This window comes from Crystallibacter permensis (assembly GCF_025960875.1).
Classification (GTDB): Bacteria; Actinomycetota; Actinomycetes; order Actinomycetales; family Micrococcaceae; genus Crystallibacter; species Crystallibacter permensis.
On the sequence record NZ_JAODLR010000014.1, the window covers coordinates 39,851 to 57,115 of the forward strand.

General features: G+C 61.4%; 16 protein-coding genes. 14 read left to right on the forward strand and 2 right to left on the reverse strand.

The window, feature by feature from the left end; genetic code table 11:
• Window positions 1-7: 7 nt before the first annotated feature.
• The 14 genes from dop (at window position 8) to B0G38_RS15580 (ending at window position 15,733) form a co-directional block, all read left to right on the forward strand.
• The gene (gene dop / locus B0G38_RS15515) at window positions 8-1,612 is read left to right on the forward strand and encodes a depupylase/deamidase Dop (RefSeq protein ID WP_264670296.1); all 1,605 of its coding nucleotides are present in this window, start codon (window positions 8-10) and stop codon (window positions 1,610-1,612) included.
• 45 nt (window positions 1,613-1,657) lie between these two features.
• Window positions 1,658-1,864 carry a ubiquitin-like protein Pup gene (locus B0G38_RS15520; RefSeq protein ID WP_169998474.1) on the forward strand — a complete coding sequence of 69 codons (207 nt, stop codon included), beginning with the start codon at window positions 1,658-1,660 and terminating at the stop codon, window positions 1,862-1,864.
• Window positions 1,865-1,867: 3 nt separating this feature from the next.
• Window positions 1,868-2,704 (forward strand): proteasome subunit beta, encoded by an 837-nt coding sequence (gene prcB, locus B0G38_RS15525; protein WP_264670239.1) that lies wholly within the window; start codon window positions 1,868-1,870, stop codon window positions 2,702-2,704.
• Between the two features lie 3 nt (window positions 2,705-2,707).
• Window positions 2,708-3,430, forward strand: coding sequence for a proteasome subunit alpha (prcA, locus tag B0G38_RS15530; protein WP_264670240.1), 723 nt, complete (start codon window positions 2,708-2,710; stop codon window positions 3,428-3,430).
• A gap of 1 nt (window position 3,431) precedes the next feature.
• The gene (gene pafA / locus B0G38_RS15535; RefSeq protein ID WP_264670241.1) at window positions 3,432-4,793 is read left to right on the forward strand and encodes a Pup--protein ligase; all 1,362 of its coding nucleotides are present in this window, start codon (window positions 3,432-3,434) and stop codon (window positions 4,791-4,793) included.
• 90 nt (window positions 4,794-4,883) lie between these two features.
• Window positions 4,884-5,798 carry an FKBP-type peptidyl-prolyl cis-trans isomerase gene (locus B0G38_RS15540; RefSeq protein WP_264670242.1) on the forward strand — a complete coding sequence of 305 codons (915 nt, stop codon included), beginning with the start codon at window positions 4,884-4,886 and terminating at the stop codon, window positions 5,796-5,798.
• Window positions 5,799-5,834: 36 nt separating this feature from the next.
• Window positions 5,835-6,230 (forward strand): FKBP-type peptidyl-prolyl cis-trans isomerase, encoded by a 396-nt coding sequence (locus B0G38_RS15545; protein ID WP_169998483.1) that lies wholly within the window; start codon window positions 5,835-5,837, stop codon window positions 6,228-6,230.
• 106 nt (window positions 6,231-6,336) lie between these two features.
• The gene (locus B0G38_RS15550; RefSeq protein ID WP_264670243.1) at window positions 6,337-8,334 is read left to right on the forward strand and encodes a helix-turn-helix transcriptional regulator; all 1,998 of its coding nucleotides are present in this window, start codon (window positions 6,337-6,339) and stop codon (window positions 8,332-8,334) included.
• Window positions 8,335-8,336: 2 nt separating this feature from the next.
• Window positions 8,337-8,678, forward strand: a complete 342-nt coding sequence (locus B0G38_RS15555) for a hypothetical protein (RefSeq protein WP_264670244.1) — start codon at window positions 8,337-8,339, stop codon at window positions 8,676-8,678.
• Between the two features lie 34 nt (window positions 8,679-8,712).
• Complete coding sequence (gene tatA / locus B0G38_RS15560) at window positions 8,713-8,994, forward strand: Sec-independent protein translocase subunit TatA (protein WP_264670245.1); 282 nt, start codon at window positions 8,713-8,715, stop codon at window positions 8,992-8,994.
• Between the two features lie 47 nt (window positions 8,995-9,041).
• Window positions 9,042-9,845: a twin-arginine translocase subunit TatC gene (gene tatC, locus B0G38_RS15565; RefSeq protein WP_264670246.1), complete on the forward strand. Its 804-nt coding sequence runs from the start codon at window positions 9,042-9,044 to the stop codon at window positions 9,843-9,845.
• Window positions 9,846-9,891: 46 nt separating this feature from the next.
• A complete protein-coding gene (locus B0G38_RS15570; RefSeq protein ID WP_264670247.1) occupies window positions 9,892-12,720 on the forward strand; it encodes a DEAD/DEAH box helicase in 2,829 nt (942 codons plus the stop codon).
• A gap of 117 nt (window positions 12,721-12,837) precedes the next feature.
• Window positions 12,838-14,502, forward strand: a complete 1,665-nt coding sequence (locus B0G38_RS15575; protein WP_264670248.1) for an amidohydrolase — start codon at window positions 12,838-12,840, stop codon at window positions 14,500-14,502.
• Window positions 14,503-15,004: 502 nt separating this feature from the next.
• Window positions 15,005-15,733, forward strand: a complete 729-nt coding sequence (locus tag B0G38_RS15580) for a polyprenol monophosphomannose synthase (protein ID WP_264670249.1) — start codon at window positions 15,005-15,007, stop codon at window positions 15,731-15,733.
• Window positions 15,734-15,785: 52 nt separating this feature from the next.
• On the opposite strand, the gene B0G38_RS15585 is transcribed toward B0G38_RS15580, so the two are convergent.
• Both B0G38_RS15585 and B0G38_RS15590 read right to left on the reverse strand, forming a co-directional pair.
• Complete coding sequence (locus tag B0G38_RS15585; RefSeq protein WP_074702362.1) at window positions 15,786-16,133, reverse strand: RNA polymerase-binding protein RbpA; 348 nt, start codon at window positions 16,131-16,133, stop codon at window positions 15,786-15,788.
• Between the two features lie 172 nt (window positions 16,134-16,305).
• Complete coding sequence (locus tag B0G38_RS15590) at window positions 16,306-17,262, reverse strand: SPFH domain-containing protein (protein WP_264670250.1); 957 nt, start codon at window positions 17,260-17,262, stop codon at window positions 16,306-16,308.
• Between the last annotated feature and the right edge of the window lie 3 nt (window positions 17,263-17,265).

Here is a 17,265-nt window from a genome sequence, read left to right on the forward strand (position 1 = left end):
CCGTGTGATGGGAACGGAAACGGAGTATGGAATCCATGCTCCGACCGATCCGCTGGCCAATTCCACCGTGCTCTCCTCCCAAATCATCAATGCCTACGCAGCCACCGTCCGCAGCGGTATGGGAAACCTGGCGGGAACTCGCTGGGATTACACCGACGAAGAACCTCTGCACGACGCCCGCGGCTGGTCAGTGGCACGGGAGAACGCGGATCCGTCGCAGCTAACCGACATGCCGCCGGTCCTTGACGCCGAACAGATAGCCCTGTCGGGCGGACGCCCGCCCTCAAACGACTTCTACTCCGAAGAGTCCGCAGGCTCCGGCGTCTTGATGAACATGGTGCTCAGCAACGGTGCCAGGCTGTATGTCGACCATGCCCATCCGGAGTACTCCAGCCCGGAAGTCACCAATCCCCGTGCGGGTGTGCTGTGGGACAAAGCCGGTGACGTCGTCGTACTTCAAGCTTTGAAGAAGATCGCGCGGACGCCCGGTTTCGCTCCGGTCAACATCTACAAGAACAACACTGATAACAAGGCAGTCTCGTACGGCGCGCACGAAAACTACCTGATGCCCCGCAGCCTGCCGTTCGGGCAAATAGTGACCGGGCTGATCCCGTTCTTCGTCTCGCGCCAGGTCATTTGCGGCTCGGGCAGGGTAGGCCTGGGCATGACCGGCCGGCACCGGGGCTTCCAGATCAGCCAGCGGGCCGACTTCTTCGAGGCGGAAGTAGGGCTGGAGACTACCATCCGACGCCCCATCATCAATACCCGGGATGAGCCACACGCCGTCGCGGACAAGTACCGCAGGCTGCACGTCATCATCGGAGATGCGAACCTGAGCGAGGTCTCCACGTACTTGCGGCTGGGCACCACGGCATTGGTCCTCTCCATGATTGAGCACGGCGAGGCGCCGCACGTGCAACTGAGCGAACCGGTCCAGGCCTTGCAGGCCATCAGCCATGATCCGACACTGCAGCAGAAAGTTGCGCTCAAGGACGGCGCCATGGTCACGGGTCTTGACCTGCAGGAAATCTATCTCGAAGCGGCTGTGGCGCACTGCCGCAGACACGGTACGGACCAGGGGCAAACGGCCGATGTCCTGGCGCGGTGGGGTGCGTTGCTGTCGACACTGCGGCGCGATCCGATGGAGGCGGCCACCCAGCTGGACTGGGTCGCCAAGCTCAAGCTCCTGCAGGCTTACCGGGACCGCGATGGCTTGGAGTGGTCGGATTCCCGGCTGGGACTGATCGATCTGCAGTATGCCGATGTCAGGCCCGAGAAGGGACTGTATTACCGGCTGGCCCAGCGGGGAAAGATGGAGCGGCTTCTGACAGATGACGAAATAGCCGAGGCAGTGCATGAGCCGCCGTCGGATACCCGCGCCTACTTCCGCGGCAAGTGCATCGAGCGTTTCCCCAAGGAAGTGGTCGGCGCCAGCTGGGACTCGGTGATCTTCGATCTGCCGAGCCGCCGGCGGCTGCAGCGGATCCCTACCCGAGAGCCGTTGCGAGGCACGCGCGAGCTCACCGGGCCGCTCTTCGATCAGGCCGCTTCAGCCGAAGAATTTATTTCGGCGCTGCTCGGGCCGGAAAGCGCCCCTGACGTGGCAACATAAGGAATAAGAACTCAATAGCCGTCGAATCTGACCAAGGAGGCAGTCATGGCAACGCAGGACCGCAAGAACGTAGAAGGCCGCACTCAGGAAGAAGAGTACGACGAGGCGCCCGAAACACCGGAGCCCGCCCCTGCTGCGGCCGCACAGGCGGAAACCGAAGGCACGGACGATCTGCTCGACGAAATCGACGGTGTCCTCGAGCAAAACGCGGAGGAGTTTGTGCGCGGTTTTGTCCAGAAGGGCGGACAGTAGCCCATGAACTTGCCGGCTGGCGGACATAGTTCCACATTTTCCCAAATTTCCCATGCGGCTACGGCGTCGTTCTCCGAGTATCTGTCCCGCAGTGCTCCTGACCTGCTGCCCGGACGCGGTTCGGCGCCCGGCATCACGTCGAATGCCGAACACCTGGCGCCGCATGCCACGACGATCGTCGCCATGACCTACGCCGGCGGCGTGATCATGGCCGGCGATCGGCGGGCAACCATGGGAAATATGATTGCCAGCCGGCACATCGAAAAGGTCTTCCCTGCCGATAATTACTCAGTCCTGGGGATCGCCGGCACGGCCGGTATCGCCCTCGACGTCACCCGCCTCTTCCAGGTGGAGCTGGAGCACTACGAGAAGATCGAGGGCACGTTGCTGAGCCTGGAGGGCAAGGCAAACCGGTTGGGTGCCATGATCCGCAGCAACCTGCCGATGGCGATGCAGGGCCTGGCAGTGATACCGCTGTTTGCAGGATTCGATACAGACCGTCATATGGGGCGGCTCTTTTCCTACGACGTGACCGGCGGGCGCTATGAGGAACTCGAACACCATTCCGTAGGGTCCGGGTCCGTCTTCGCCCGCGGAGCATTGAAAAAGCTCTGGAAGCCCAATATGGACGAGGACCGCGCCGTGTCTGTCGCGGTGGAATCGTTGTATGACGCTGCTGACGACGACTCCGCGACCGGCGGACCGGATGTGGTCCGGCAGCTGTGGCCGGTGGTCTACGCGGTAAATTCGGCCGGAGCCAAACGCATCCCGGAACGTGTACTTGCCGCCGCCGCCGAAGCCGTGATCGCTTCGCGCGCCGTGGCCGGACGGGAGGCATAAACCATGACCCAACAGTTCTATGTCTCGCCAGAACAACTGATGAAGGACCGGGCGGATTTCGCCCGGAAGGGAATCGCGCGCGGCCGCTCCGTTGTAGTTCTCAGCTGCAGCGAGGGGATCGCCCTGGTCGCCGAGAACCCGTCCCCGTCGCTGCATAAGATCGGCGAAATTTACGACAGGATCGCGTTCGCTGCCGTTGGCAAATACAACGAGTTCGAAAGCCTGCGCCAGGCAGGAGTTCGGTACGCCGATGTACGGGGCTATTCCTACGATCGGGAGGATGTCACCGCCCGCGGCCTCGCCAGCGTCTACGCACAGAGCCTAGGCGCCGTGTTCACTGCCGACAGCAAACCCTTCGAAGTGGAGCTTGCCGTGGCCGAGGTAGGACTTCGGCAAGCGGAAGACCATCTCTACCGGCTCACTTTCGACGGCTCCATCGCGGACGAACCGGATTACGTGGTCATGGGCGGCGAGATCGACGCGGTGAATGAGACACTGCGGTCGGATTGGGATGCGGGTCAGGACTTTGCCGGGGTCATCCGCGCGGCTGCGGGGGCTTTGGAAGGGCACCTTCCTGACAACGGAGGGGCTTCCGGCCAGCGCCGGCTCGGCCCGGAAATGCTGGAAGTAGCGGTCCTTGACCGGGACCCGATGTCCAGCCGCGGCAGCCGCCGGGCTTTCCGGCGGCTGTCCATTGCAGAGGTGACGGATATTTTGGGGGACTGACATGGACAGAAGGATCTTCGGCATCGAGACCGAGTTTGGCATCTCCTATTCTGCGCCGGACTCGCGTCCGCTGTCGCCGGAGGAAGTGGCCCGCTACCTCTTCCGCAAGGTAGTGACATGGGGACGGTCTTCGAATGTCTTCCTGACCAACGGCTCACGGCTGTATCTGGACGTCGGGTCGCATCCGGAATATGCCACTGCAGAGTGCGACGACGTAGCGCAGTTGATCGCTCAGGACCGCGCTGGAGAACTGATCCTCGAAGACCTCATGAATGAGGCGCAGGACCGACTACGGCATGAGGGCTTTGACGGCAACGTCTACCTTTTCAAGAACAACACGGATTCCGCCGGAAATTCCTACGGCAGCCACGAGAACTATCTGATCCCGAGGAAACTCGAGTTCTCCCGGCTTGCGGACATTCTGATACCGTTCCTGGTCACCCGCCAGGTCTTGGTTGGGGCCGGCAAGGTGCTGAAAACCCAGAACGGATCGATCTACGCGTTTTCGCAGCGGGCGGACCACATCTGGGAAGGCGTCTCTTCCGCTACGACGCGTTCCCGCCCCATCATCAACACCCGTGACGAGCCGCACGCGGACGCCGAGTACTACCGCCGGCTGCACGTCATCAACGGGGACTCGAACATGTCCGAGACGACCACCATGCTCAAGATCGGTTCGGTGGATCTTTTGCTGCGGATGATCGAAGCCGGCGTGATCATGCGCGACCTTCGGCTGGAGAATCCAATCCGCAGCATCCGTGATATCTCCCACGACCTCACCGGCTCCAAACCGCTCAAACTTGCCAATGGGAAAGAAATGAGCGCCCTCCAGATGCAGCAGGAGTACTTGGACAAAGCCCGGGAGTTCGTTCGTGCCAACGGCGCGCACAGTCCCCATGTGGAACGGATTCTTGACCTGTGGAAACGTACTCTGGCCGCGGTCGAAGCGCAGGATTATTCGGGAATTGACACAGAGATTGACTGGGCGATTAAGAAGAAGCTCATTGACCGCTTCAGCCAGCGCCACGGGCTGGACCTGGATTCAGCCCGGATTTCGCAACTGGACTTGACCTACCATGACATTTCACGGCGGCGCGGGCTGTTTTTCCTGCTTCAGGCGCGTGGCGAAGCCGCTCGCGTCGTGCAGGAACCCGAGGTGAAGTCAGCGGTCGACAATCCGCCGCAGACCACCCGCGCCAAACTCCGCGGGGATTTTGTCCGTGCCGCGCGCGAACACGGGCGGGATTTCACAGTGGACTGGGTCCATCTGAAGCTCAATGACCGTTCCCAGCAGACCATCCTGTGCAAGGATCCCTTTAAGAACGTTGATGACAGGGTCGAGGCTCTGCTGGCCTCACTTTGAGGAACTGTCCAGCTATCTCTGTCAGAATATGACCAACGCGGGTCCATCCGATCTGCCGTGCCCCCGACAGCACCTCACGAAAGTTGAAATGTGCGCAAAATACTAGCGACCATGCTGCCCTTTGCGCTGTTGCTTACCGCATGCAGCAGTGCCGACAGCGAAGGCTCCGGCTCGGACAGTCTGGATGACGTGACGATCACAGCAACTGATGCCGGCTCCGCCCCTAAAGTCGAGTTCGATGCACCCTTGGAGTTGCCTGAATCAGCGGCTCAGGTAGTGAATGAAGGCGAAGGCGAAGGCGCTGTTGACGGGCAGTGGATCCGGTTTCATTTTGCCCAATATGATGCCGTGACAGGCGAATCCGCCGGAGGCACCTATGATTCCCCTACAGCCCAGACTTTTGAGCTAAATGAGCAGATGAAGTCGTTGGAGCCTTCACTGTACGACGCTCTACTGGGTTCAAAACCTGGCGATAATGTGGCTTATTACCAAAAGCCGGTGGAATCTACCGGTGCGAGTGCTGCGGCGCAGAATCCTCAGTTGCTGGTCCTTACTGTCGATCGAGTCAAAGACAAGGGCATAAAAGCGGAGGCATCAGAAGTGGCCGAACTGGAAGAAGCCGGTAAGCTGCCCGAAATATCGTTCGATGACAAGGGCGTTCCGTCCGTCAAGATTCCGGAGGGCGTCGACGCGCCGGACGACTTGATCGTTCAGGTCATCGAGGAGGGCGATGGCAAGGAAGCCACCGCCGAGAGCACAGTCAAGGCGAACTATGCCGGCTGGAACTGGGCCGAAGGTAAGGAGTTCGACTCAAGTTTTTCCCGCGGCGAGCCGACTGAGTTCCCGCTCAACGGGGTCATCGAAGGCTGGACCAAGGGCCTGACCGGGCTCAAGGAAGGGGCAAAAGTTATGCTGTCCATTCCTACGGAACTAGCATATGTCCAAGGGCAAGGGGACGCTTCGGGAGACTTGATCTTCTACGTCGAACTGGTCGAAGTAAAGTAACAACCAGCCATAACCGCTAGGAAAGGTACCCTACAGATGTCGTTTGGACAGCGCGAATACGATCGTAAGAAGCCCGAAATCGATTTCCCGGGCACGGATGCGCCCACGGAGCTGGGCATCGAGGACATCATCGTCGGCACCGGCGCAGAGGCCAAGACCGGGGACACCGTCTCCACGCACTATGTAGGTGTCGCCTGGTCCACCGGCGAAGAATTCGATGCTTCCTGGAACCGCGGCGCGCCGCTCGACTTTCGCGTAGGCGTGGGCCAGGTTATCCAAGGCTGGGACCAGGGCCTGCTGGGTATGAAGGTCGGCGGCCGCCGCCGCCTCGAGATCCCCTCGGAGCTTGCCTACGGCGAACGGGGCGCAGGTGGCGCCATTGCACCGGGTGAGTCGCTGATCTTCGTAGTCGACCTGCTGGGCGTGCGGTAACCGCATCAGAGGCCCAGCGGCGGGCGGAGTAACGTTAGTTCATCGTTACTCCGCCCGCCGTCGTTAACTTCGCTTGCATCGGGAAGCTGGAAGTACCCTTGAGGCTATGTCCGCGTCCAAAACCGAACGCCTGCTTAATCTTCTGATCGCCCTGCTGGAACGCAGACGCGGGTACAGCAAAGAAGAGCTACACGCGCTGATACCTCCGTATAGGGAGGCTTCGAGCGAGGAGGCCTTTAACCGGCTGTTCGAACGGGACAAGGACGACCTGCGCGAAATGGGCATTCCGGTCCAGACTTTCACCGAAGATGCCTTCTTTGACCTGGACTCTGGTCTTACGCGCTACCGCATCGACCGCGAAACCTATCGTCTCCCCGAGCTCTCCTTCACCCCGGAGGAATCAGCTGTGCTTTCGCTGGCTTCGCGTATCTGGCAGCAGGCATCGCTTGGCTCCGCCGCAGCCAGAGCAGTACGCCGGCTGGACGTCCGCGGCGCCCTCGCGGAAGGCGATTCACTTATCGGAATTGAACCCCGAATCCGCACGGCCGAGCCCGCATTCGACGAGTTGCTGAAGGCCGTCATGGACAGGTATCCGGTGTCCTTCGAATACCGGGCGGCCAATTCCGGCGAAGTGTCGGTACGGCGGGTCGAACCGTGGGGATTGGGCAACCGCTTCGGCCACTGGTACTTGATGGGTAATGACCTTGACCGCGGAGACGAACGCACCTTCCGTTTGACGCGGATAAGTTCGAAGGTCAGGAAGCTCTCCGGCAGCTACCTGGTTCCAGAAGAGTTCACGATGCGCTCCGCGCTGGAGTCGTTGGTCCCCGAAAAGCAGCAGGGCACTGCCACACTGCTCCTTCGGCAAGGACATGCACATTCCCTTCGGACCACCGCATCGTCTGTGGCCGCAGGGCCGAACGGCTGGGACACCGTGACCTGCACGTTCGGCGACATCGAGACGTTTGCCGAAGAGGTTGCCTCGCATGGAGCGAACGCCCTTGCGGTCGATCCGAGCGAGCTGAAAGACGCCGTCATCCGGCGTTTCAACGGTGCGCTTGAGTCGATGACCCACGCACCGCCGTCGTACGATCTCGGCGCCGCAGCGAGGCCGGCGCGGACAAAATCTTCGTCCTTGGACCGCCTTCCGCGGCTCCTTGATCTGGTGTCCTACGTGAGTGCCCATCCAGGTGCACCTCTGAACGAGACCGCAGAGAAGTTCGGAGTGAGCCCGGATCAGCTGGGCAAGGATCTCAGCCTGCTTTTTGTCTGCGGGGCTCCCGGTTATGGGCCGGACCAGCTGATCGACGCCTACTGGGAGGACGGCTCTATCTATATCGGCAATGCCGACGAGATAGCCCAGCCCGTTCGGCTGAGTATCGACGAAGCGCTTTCGCTCGTGGTGGGCCTGCAGGCGCTCGAAACCGTTCCGGGAGTGGGGGAGCGGCCCGCACTGCGCAGCGCGCTGAGCAAACTGCTGGATGCGACCGGCGGCGACCATGGCCTGCACCGTGCCATTGCTGCGGACTTTGACGCCGACACCCGGACGGAGGAAGTCCTCGCCCTGCAGGATGCTGTGGCTGTCGGTGAGACGCTCACCATTGAATATCTGGTCCCTTCCCGGGATGAAATAACGGTTCGGGACATCGACCCGGTCCAGGTGTTTGCTGTCGATGGCCACTGGTATACCGAAGCGTGGTGCCATGGCCAACAGGCAATCCGGCAGTTCCGTGCGGACAGGATCCGCTCGCTGCGCAGGACCGGACAGCACTTCCAGCAGCCCGAGGCGCGCAGTTCGCAATTTCCCCAGGCACTCTTTACCCCTAGAGACACGGACGAACTCGTGGTCTTGAAGATCTCGGCTCGGCTGGCCGAGCTCGCCGAACACTACAACGCCGAACGCCGCGTCGCCTTGGACAACGGCGACATTGTGGCGGAGCTTCGCCTGGGTTCGACGGCGATCATCACACCTTTGGTGGCCCGTCACGGCGGTGAAGTTAGCGTCCTCAAGCCAGCGAGCCTGGCGCTGGCTGCCCGCGAGTGGCTTGCAGCTGCCCTGGAGGTCTATTCGGAAAATTCAAAGCTGGACGGACTAGACTCGTAAGCATGTCATGGTGGTTCTGGATTCTGCTCTGGGTTGCTCTTTGTGCCCTCGCGTTGCTCTTCGTCGGTTACCTGGGTTTCCGGCTGTTCCGCCAACTGAAGGCAACTCTGCAGGATTTCGAGGCGGCGGCGGGCAAGCTCGGCTCTGGTTTCGACGTACCCGATAATGGTCAGGCGGCAGAGCCGCGCACCATTGTGCCGGGAGTCTTTCTTGACCCGGCGGAGGCGCGGGAAAACTATGTTTCGGGCAAGGCGGAACGACGCGAGGCCAGACGGCTCAAACGGGTAGCCAGAAGGGCTGCCGCCGGACAGAGGCAGTCACTCAGGGACGTCAGGCTTTCATAACGTAGGATGTACTCGAAACGAAAGGAACCACCCAATGGGACGACTCTTCGATAACCCTTGGACAATCATCATTCTCGTCATCATTGTCCTGCTGCTCTTCGGAGCTCCCAAACTCCCGGGTCTTGCCCGCAGCGTGGGTCAGTCGATGCGGATCTTCAAGTCCGAAGTCAAGCAGATGAAGGATGAAAACCCGTCCAAGGATGATGCTGACGACGACGCCGTTGAAGGCCGCGTGGTGAATCCGCCCCGAAACCAGAACAACCGGGATCAGGCGCCGAACGCGAACGGCGGAACGCCGCCGCCCAACCAGCAGTAAGGCCAATGTCTCGAGGTAAAAGCCGCAAGGCCAATCCTGAAGGACGGATGGCGCTCAAAGAGCACATCAAGGAATTCCGGAACCGGCTGATTGTATCCGGCATTGCTATTCTTCTCGGCGCCATCGGGGGATGGTTCCTTTACGACCCGGTAATGGTCGCGGTCCAGCAACCGCTGATCGAAATTTCGTCCGTTGAGGGCCGCCGTGCGGAAATAAACTACGGCAGCGTAGGGTCTCCCTTCGACCTGAAGATACAGGTCTCCCTGTTTCTAGGATTCCTCGTCAGTTCACCGGTCTGGATTTACCAGATCTGGGCGTTTATCACCCCTGGCCTGAAACAGAAAGAGCGGCGCTACACACTCGGTTTCATGGTGGCCGCTGTGCCGTTGTTTCTGCTCGGCATCTACTTTGGCTGGATTGTGCTGCCGGAGATCGTCAAGGTTCTCACCATGTTCACGCCCGTCGGGGGTGTGAACCAGATCCTGGCAACGGACTACCTGACTTTTGTCATGCGTATGTTCCTGTCCCTGGGCGTGGCTTTCCTACTGCCCGTAGTCCTGGTCGGGGTCAACTTCGCTGGCCTTGTCAGCGGACGGCAAGTCATCAAGAGCTGGCGCATCGTCGTCTTCGTCGTGTGTGTGGTTGCCGCGATGGCAGCGCCCGGTCCGGATGCCATGTCCATGTTCCTGCTGGCGGGCCCGCTGCTGGCCCTGTTCTTTGTCGCCGTCGGCGTTTGCCTTCTCAACGACAAGCGGCGTGCACGGAAAAAGAAGGAACGCGAGGAGGAAGTGGAAGCGTCTGCAGACAAGGCAACACCGCTGACTGATCTTGAGGGTCCTGCGGAGGCCTGAACCGGTGGAAGCTCTCTTCCGCTGCGAATGCCATTAGGCTTCTAATATGAGTTCCCCATCCGAGCGGTACAGGGCGGCAACAGCCAGGGCAGCCCATTCCAAGACCAAGCTCTTCGCGTTTGCGCAAACCCTGGGATTCGAACTGGATCCCTTCCAGCGTGAGGCCTGCGAGGCACTGGAACGGGGCAGGGGAGTGCTGGTGGCAGCGCCGACCGGCGCCGGCAAAACCGTCATCGGCGAGTTCGCCGTCTACATGGGACTGCAGCGAGGCCTGAAGGCCTTCTACACCACCCCCATCAAAGCGCTGAGCAACCAAAAATACACGGAGTTGGTCCACGTCTACGGTGCCGAACGCGTCGGGCTGCTGACGGGGGATGTTTCCATCAATCCGAACGCTGACGTGGTGGTGATGACCACTGAAGTTCTGCGCAATATGCTCTACGCGAATTCCCAGACACTGGACGAACTGGCCTACGTTGTGATGGATGAGGTCCACTACCTGGCCGACCGTTTCCGCGGTGCTGTCTGGGAAGAGGTCATCATCCATCTGCCCAGCAGCGTGCAGTTGGTATCGCTGTCGGCCACCGTATCCAATGCAGAGGAGTTCGGCGCTTGGCTTGATACCGTGCGCGGGGATACGGACGTGGTGGTATCGGAACACCGGCCAGTGCCGCTGTGGCAGCATGTGATGGTCGGACCGGATATTCTGGACCTCTTTGCCTCGGACGTTGCCTTTGATGAGGCGGCACCGGCAATGTCGGCCGGAACCGGAGCCGCGGACCGCTTCGAGGTGAACCCCGAGCTGCTGGAGCTGGCCTACTCCGAGCAGAAGCTCAACCGGGCGGCCAACTGGGGCCGGGCTGGAGCACGCCGGGGGAAACGCGCACCGGCGAGGCCCCAGCAGCCCATGAGCCGGGTGCGCAGGGCTTCACGTCCGCAGGTCATTGCGCGGCTCGATAAGGAAGGCCTGCTCCCGGCGATCACCTTCATTTTTTCGCGGAACGGCTGTGATGCGGCGGTCAGCCAATGCCTGGATGCCGGATTGTGGCTGACCACCGAGGCTGAGCGCGATGAGATCGTCCGGCGGGTGGACGAAGCGGCCCAGGATATACCGGAGGAAGATCTGGGCGTGCTCGGTTTCTGGACCTGGCGCGAGGGGTTGGTGCGGGGCCTGGCGGCCCACCATGCCGGCATGCTGCCGACCTTCAAAGAAGTGGTGGAGAAGCTGTTCGCGGACGGCTTGGTCAAGGCCGTCTTCTCCACCGAAACGCTGGCTCTGGGCGTGAACATGCCCGCCCGAACTGTCGTGCTGGAAAAGCTGGACAAGTTCAATGGCGAAGCCCACGTCAACATCACGGCCGGCGAATACACCCAGCTGACCGGCAGGGCCGGCCGCAGGGGTATCGACATCGAGGGCCACGCGGTGGTCCTGTGGCAGCCGGGGACGGATCCTGCGGCGGTGGCCGGACTTGCCTCGCGCCGAACCTACCCGCTCAATTCCAGCTTCCGCCCGACCTACAATATGTCGATCAATCTCATCGCCCAGTTCGGCCGGCCAAAGGCTCGCGAGATACTGGAAACCTCCTTTGCCCAGTTCCAAGCGGACAGGTCCGTGGTTGGTCTGGCGAAGCAAGTGCGCAGCCGGGAAGAATCTCTGGCCGGGTACGCCAAATCCATGACGTGCCATCTCGGCGACTTCACTGAGTACGCGCGGTTGCGGCGGGAGCTGAAAGAGGTGGAAACCCAATCGGCAAAGTCCCGGTCCCGGCACCTGCGTTCCGCCGCAGCCGCTTCTCTCGAACGCCTGCGACGGGGCGACATCATCGATATTCCCGGCGGACGAAGCGAGGGATACGCCGTGATCCTGACCCCGGACGCGTCCGGCTTCGAGCCGCGGCCCACAGTCCTGACGATGGACAAGCAGATCCGGCGAATTTCGGCCCAGGATCTCGAAGGCCCGGTCGAGGTCCTGTCCACTATCCGGGTGCCGAAGACGTTCAACAGCCGTAGCCCCAAGGAACGCCGTGATCTGGCGTCGTCACTGCGCAATGCGCTGCATGAAAACAGGCCGCCGCGGAGGGGAAGCGACCGTCAGAACTTTGCAGGGCCGGGTTCGGAACGGCAGGAACAACAGATTACGGAGCTGCGCCGGAAACTTAGGTCCCACCCCTGCCATGGCTGCAGCGACCGTGAAGACCATGCCCGCTGGTCCGAACGCTGGTGGAAGCTCCGGCGGGAGACGGACCAATTAATGGGGCAGATCCAAGGCCGTACCAATACCATCGCCAAAACTTTCGACCGCGTCTGCGACCTGCTGGACACCTACGACTACCTCGAAACCACTCCGGACGGCAGAGTCACCATCAGCCCGGCCGGCAACAGACTCCGCCGGATTTACGGCGACCGCGACCTGCTCGTGGCGTTGTGTATTGAAAACGGTGCTTTCGAAGACCTGGACGCCGCCGAGTTTGCCGCTTTTGTCTCCTGCCTGGTTTTCCAAGCCAAACGGGAGGAGACCGGAATCCGTCCGAAGATGCCGAGCGTGTCGCTCGAATCCGCGGTCGATATTGCGGTCAAAGAATGGTCGGTACTGACCGACAGGGAGGAACAACACAAGCTGCCGCTCAGCGGTGAACCAGAACTTGGCCTCATCTGGCCCATGTACAAGTGGGCGCAAGGACGGTCTCTGCTGGCTGCCCTCCAAGGGACTGAGCTCGCGGCAGGAGACTTCGTGCGTTGGGCAAAACAGGTCATCGATCTACTTGACCAATTGGTCAAAGTCCCCGAAATTGACCCTCGGATGGCCGCACTGAGCCGGCAAGCGATCGTTCTGGTCCGGCGCGGCGTGGTGGCCTATTCCGCAGTCGCGGAATAGGCGAACCGTCCGCCCCGAAGGGCAATTGGTCCACCGAATCCGCCGTCGTCGACGCTGTGCCGACTGGTTCCGGCGTGATGATGAACATTTTGTTGATTTACCTTTGATTGGAGTTTCATGAGTGAGTCCCAGCTGCCCGAACGCCCGGCAGCATCCGGTCTTTCCCTGTACCGCAACGGTTCCGTGTACAGCCCTGCGGACCCCTACGCCACAGCCATGTTGGTGGACGGCGGTACGGTTGCGTGGATCGGCTCCGAAGAGGCAGCAACGTCAATCGCCGACAGCAAGATGGAGATTATCGACCTGCAGGGCCGGCTCGTGGCCCCGGGGTTCGTAGATTCCCATGCGCATGTCACGGATACCGGTTTCGCTTTGACCTCGCTCGACTTGTCCCGTTGCAACTCATTGGCCGAGCTCCTCGACGCCGTTGCCGGCGCTGCGCGTTCAGGCGCGTCCCCGGTGCTCGGGCATGGCTGGGAAGAGAGCCGCTGGCCCGAAGACCGGCCGCCTTCAGCTGACGAACTTGAGCGCGCCGGTGGCGGACAGGACGTATACCTCAGTCGGGTTGACGTGCACTCGGGAGCCGTTTCCGCCTCCTTCGCCGCCAGGCTCGGGTTGCAGGCTGAGGAAGGCTGGGACGGCACCGGGCTGGCGCGTACTCGCGCCCACCAATTGGTCCGCGCAGCCGCGCATAACCCTTCGGCCGGCCGCCGGAAGGACCTACAGCGCCTGGCGTTGAACCACGCCGCGTCGCGTGGGTATGTGGCCCTGGCGGAAATGGGAGCCCCGCACATTGCTCCGGCCGAGGACCTGCAGGAATTGATTGCGTTGGCGGACGATGAATACCGGTCGCTCCCCAGGATCCTTCCGTACTGGGGGCAGCTGGCGGAATCGGCGGAGCAGCTGCAAGATATCCTCGAGCTGTTCGGAAACAAGCTCAGGGGTCTGGCCGGCGACCTCAACATTGACGGGTCCATCGGCTCACACACCGCCTATGTGCATGGCGGCTACCAAGACCGGCCCGATGAGGCCGGAGAGCTATTCCTCACCGTGGAACAAGCAGCCCGGCACATCGAGCTCTGTTCCGTAGCGGGGATCCAAGGCGGCTTCCATGTCATTGGTGACGCAGCGCTCGACCGGGCCATCGAGGCCCTGCAGATCGCAGCCGATCGGGTCGGAAGTGCCCCGGTCCGCTCGGCCCGGCACCGGTTCGAGCATGTCGAGATGATGTCGTCCGGAGCAGTCGACCGATTGCTGGAATTCGGAGTCACTGCAAGCATGCAGCCGCTCTTCGACGCCTATTGGGGCGGCACGGACGGTATGTACGCATCCCGGCTCGGGGCCCAGGCTTCCCTGGGCATGAATGCCATCGGGACGCTCCAGACGGCAGGCGTTCCTGTCTGTCTGGGATCGGACGCACCGGTCACGGAGCAGAGCCCGTGGGCGACGGTAAAAGCTTGTCTGGAACATCACAACCCGGAACAGCGGATCTCGGCACGGGCTGCTTTCCTTGCCCATACCCGGGCCGGCTGGCGGGCGGCGCGGGAGCCGAATCCCATGCAGGGCCAGTTGGCGCCCGGCACACCCGCCACGTTCACCGTGTGGGAAGTGGCCGAGCTCTCGATCCAGACGCCCGACAGCAGAGTTTCGTCCTGGAGCACGGACGCGCGGGCCGGCACACCCATGCTGCCCTCGCTGGACGTCGATGTCCTGCCCGTTTGTTCACGCACCGTAGTGGACGGGTACGCGGTCTACGACGGAGACGGTCGCCTGGCTTCCTGAGCGTGTACCGGCCAACCGGGCGGACGGAATAGCCGGAAAATAGTCTTCATGCCAGCGCATTCCGACTTGCCGTACTGACCTGCAGAAATGGGAAAACATGCAGGTCAAAGCCACATTGACACCCAGTTCTGACCACGTAAGCTTTTAGCTCAATGGGTCGTTTAGAGATAAGCCGATGACCCAGGCCGGGCTCCGGGCCAGAACAATGCACGCCAGCGGCAGAGTGAAGATTCTGCCCGGCGGCTGGATGCCCGGTGCTTCCAACGGGTAGGTTTGCGCGTCAGTAGAAAACAGGTTCCGTCCGCTTCGCGGATCCGGTCCCTGGCCCGAAGGCGCGCGAACCTACCCTCTTCCATGCTGGCCCGTCGCCCTGCGCGGCTGGAGCAAGGAACGATGACATATAAACGATGACATATACTGGACCGTTGGCGTTCGGCCCGGTCCCGCGGACATGCCCGCGCCATAATATGCGGCAACAGTAGCGAGATTGAAAGGCAGCTGAGTGCGGGTCCTGACCATCATTCCGACGTACAACGAGATTGAGTCCCTGCCTCGGACCCTGGACCGGCTCCGGGCCGTAGCGCCCGACATCGACGTCCTGGTAGTCGACGACAACTCTCCCGATGGCACCGGAGCGGCGGCGGACACCGTTGCTGCCGCAGACAGCGCAGTCCATGTGCTGCACCGGCAGGGTAAGGAAGGACTCGGCGCGGCCTACATCGCCGGATTCCGTTGGGGTCTCGACGCGGGCTACGACGTTCTGGTCGAAATGGATGCCGACGGTTCCCACCAACCCGAAGAGTTGCAGCGTCTGCTGGATGCTTTGGACCGCGGTGCGGACATGGTCAAAGGCTCACGGTGGATCCGGGGAGGCAAGGTGGTCAACTGGCCGCTGCACCGGAAGCTGCTCTCACTCGGCGGCAGCTTGTACTCGCGGATCCTGCTCGGTGTCCGGGTCAAGGACATTACCGGTGGCTTCAATGCTTTCCGTGCGGAGACACTGAAGAAGATCGATCTCGAGTCGGTCGAATCCGTGGGCTACTGCTTCCAAGTAGACCTAACCTGGAAAACGCTCAAGGCCGGACTCGATGTACGGGAAGTTCCGATCACTTTTGTAGAACGCGAATTCGGGGACTCGAAGATGAGTGGCGGGATCGTGTTTGAATCGATCATCCTTGTCACGAAATGGGGACTCCGTTCCCGCTGGCACAAGCTGACCAGCAGAGCTTAAAGGCTGAGGGAGGAGACCGTTTCCAGTCTCCTCCCTCAGCTGCGCCTATGTTCTAGGCGGAGCGGCGTTCGCCGCGGCGTTCACGCAGAATGTTCAACCGGTCCTCGAGAATCTGCTCCAGTTCTTCGACCGAGCGGCGTTCCAGCAACATATCCCAGTGGGTCCGGACGGCCTTCTCATTGCTGTCGTCGGGCTTTTCGCCATTGACGAGCAACGCTTCCTTGCCGGTCTTGGAAACCCAGGTCGGGGGGATCTCAGCCTCGGCGGCAAAGGTAACAAAGACCTGCTCGCCATCCTCGCAACGGTACTCCACCCGTTGACGCGGCGCCGGCTCGACACCGGATTCCGTCTCCATGCTCTGCGCTCCGAGACGCATACCCCGCAGGCTACGATCGCTCATGATCTCTCCCTCTTGTCTTATGGTGGGGCGGTGAAATGCACCGTCCCGGCATGACCCGCACTACCTTCAACGCTTCCGGACCATCAACTGTTCCCGGTCGGCAGCGGGCATCAGCTTCGCGGCAAACAACCAATTGTAGTCCGGAATGGCCACATGGGTAAAGGCGAACATTTCACAACAGGCCTCGTGTCGGACTCGCTGCGTCTTCGCCCGGACCGCCGTCGGCACCATCAGGGCTTGCCCCGTCCGGCGTCGCCGCCCCCAAGACGCTGCCGATACCCTTGAGCGCCTCGCCGACTTCGCTGGGGATGATCCACAACTTGTTGGAGGATCCGTCCGCAAGTTTGGGCAACGTCTGAAGGTACTGGTACGCGAGCAGTTTCTGGGTCGGATTGCCTTTGTGTATGGCGTCGAAGACTTTCTGGATCGCCTGGGATTCACCGTCGGCACGGAGAATGGCTGCTTTGGCATCGCCCTCAGCTTTGAGGATGGCCGCCTGGCGTTCACCTTCAGCGGTGAGGATCTGCGACTGCTTGACGCCTTCAGCTGTCAGGATTGCAGCCCGACGGTCCCGGTCTGCACGCATCTGCTTTTCCATGGAATCCTGGATGGAGTGAGGAGGATCGATCGCCTTGAGCTCCACGCGAGAAACGCGGATGCCCCATCGGCCGGTAGCCTCATCCAACACACCGCGCAGCTGGCCGTTGATTTGGTCCCGGGAAGTTAGCGCCTCTTCGAGGTTCAGCCCGCCCACGACGTTTCGCAGCGTGGTGGTGGTTAGCTGTTCGACGGCTTGGATGTAGTTGGCAATCTCGTACGTCGCGGCACGCGGGTCGGTCACTTGGAAATAGATGACCGTATCAATGGAGACAACGAGGTTGTCTTCGGTAATAACGGGCTGCGGCGGAAACGACACGACCTGTTCGCGCAGGTCCAGCAGGGGCAGGAGCCGGTCAACGAACGGGATCAGGATGGTCAGTCCGGGGTTGAGCGTGCGCTGGTATTTGCCCAAACGTTCGACTACGCCGGCGCGCGCCTGCGGAATGATCCGGACGGCGCGGACCAACACAATGAACACGAAAATAATCAGGACCAGCAGCACTATCCAAATGCCGATATTGCTATCCATAGC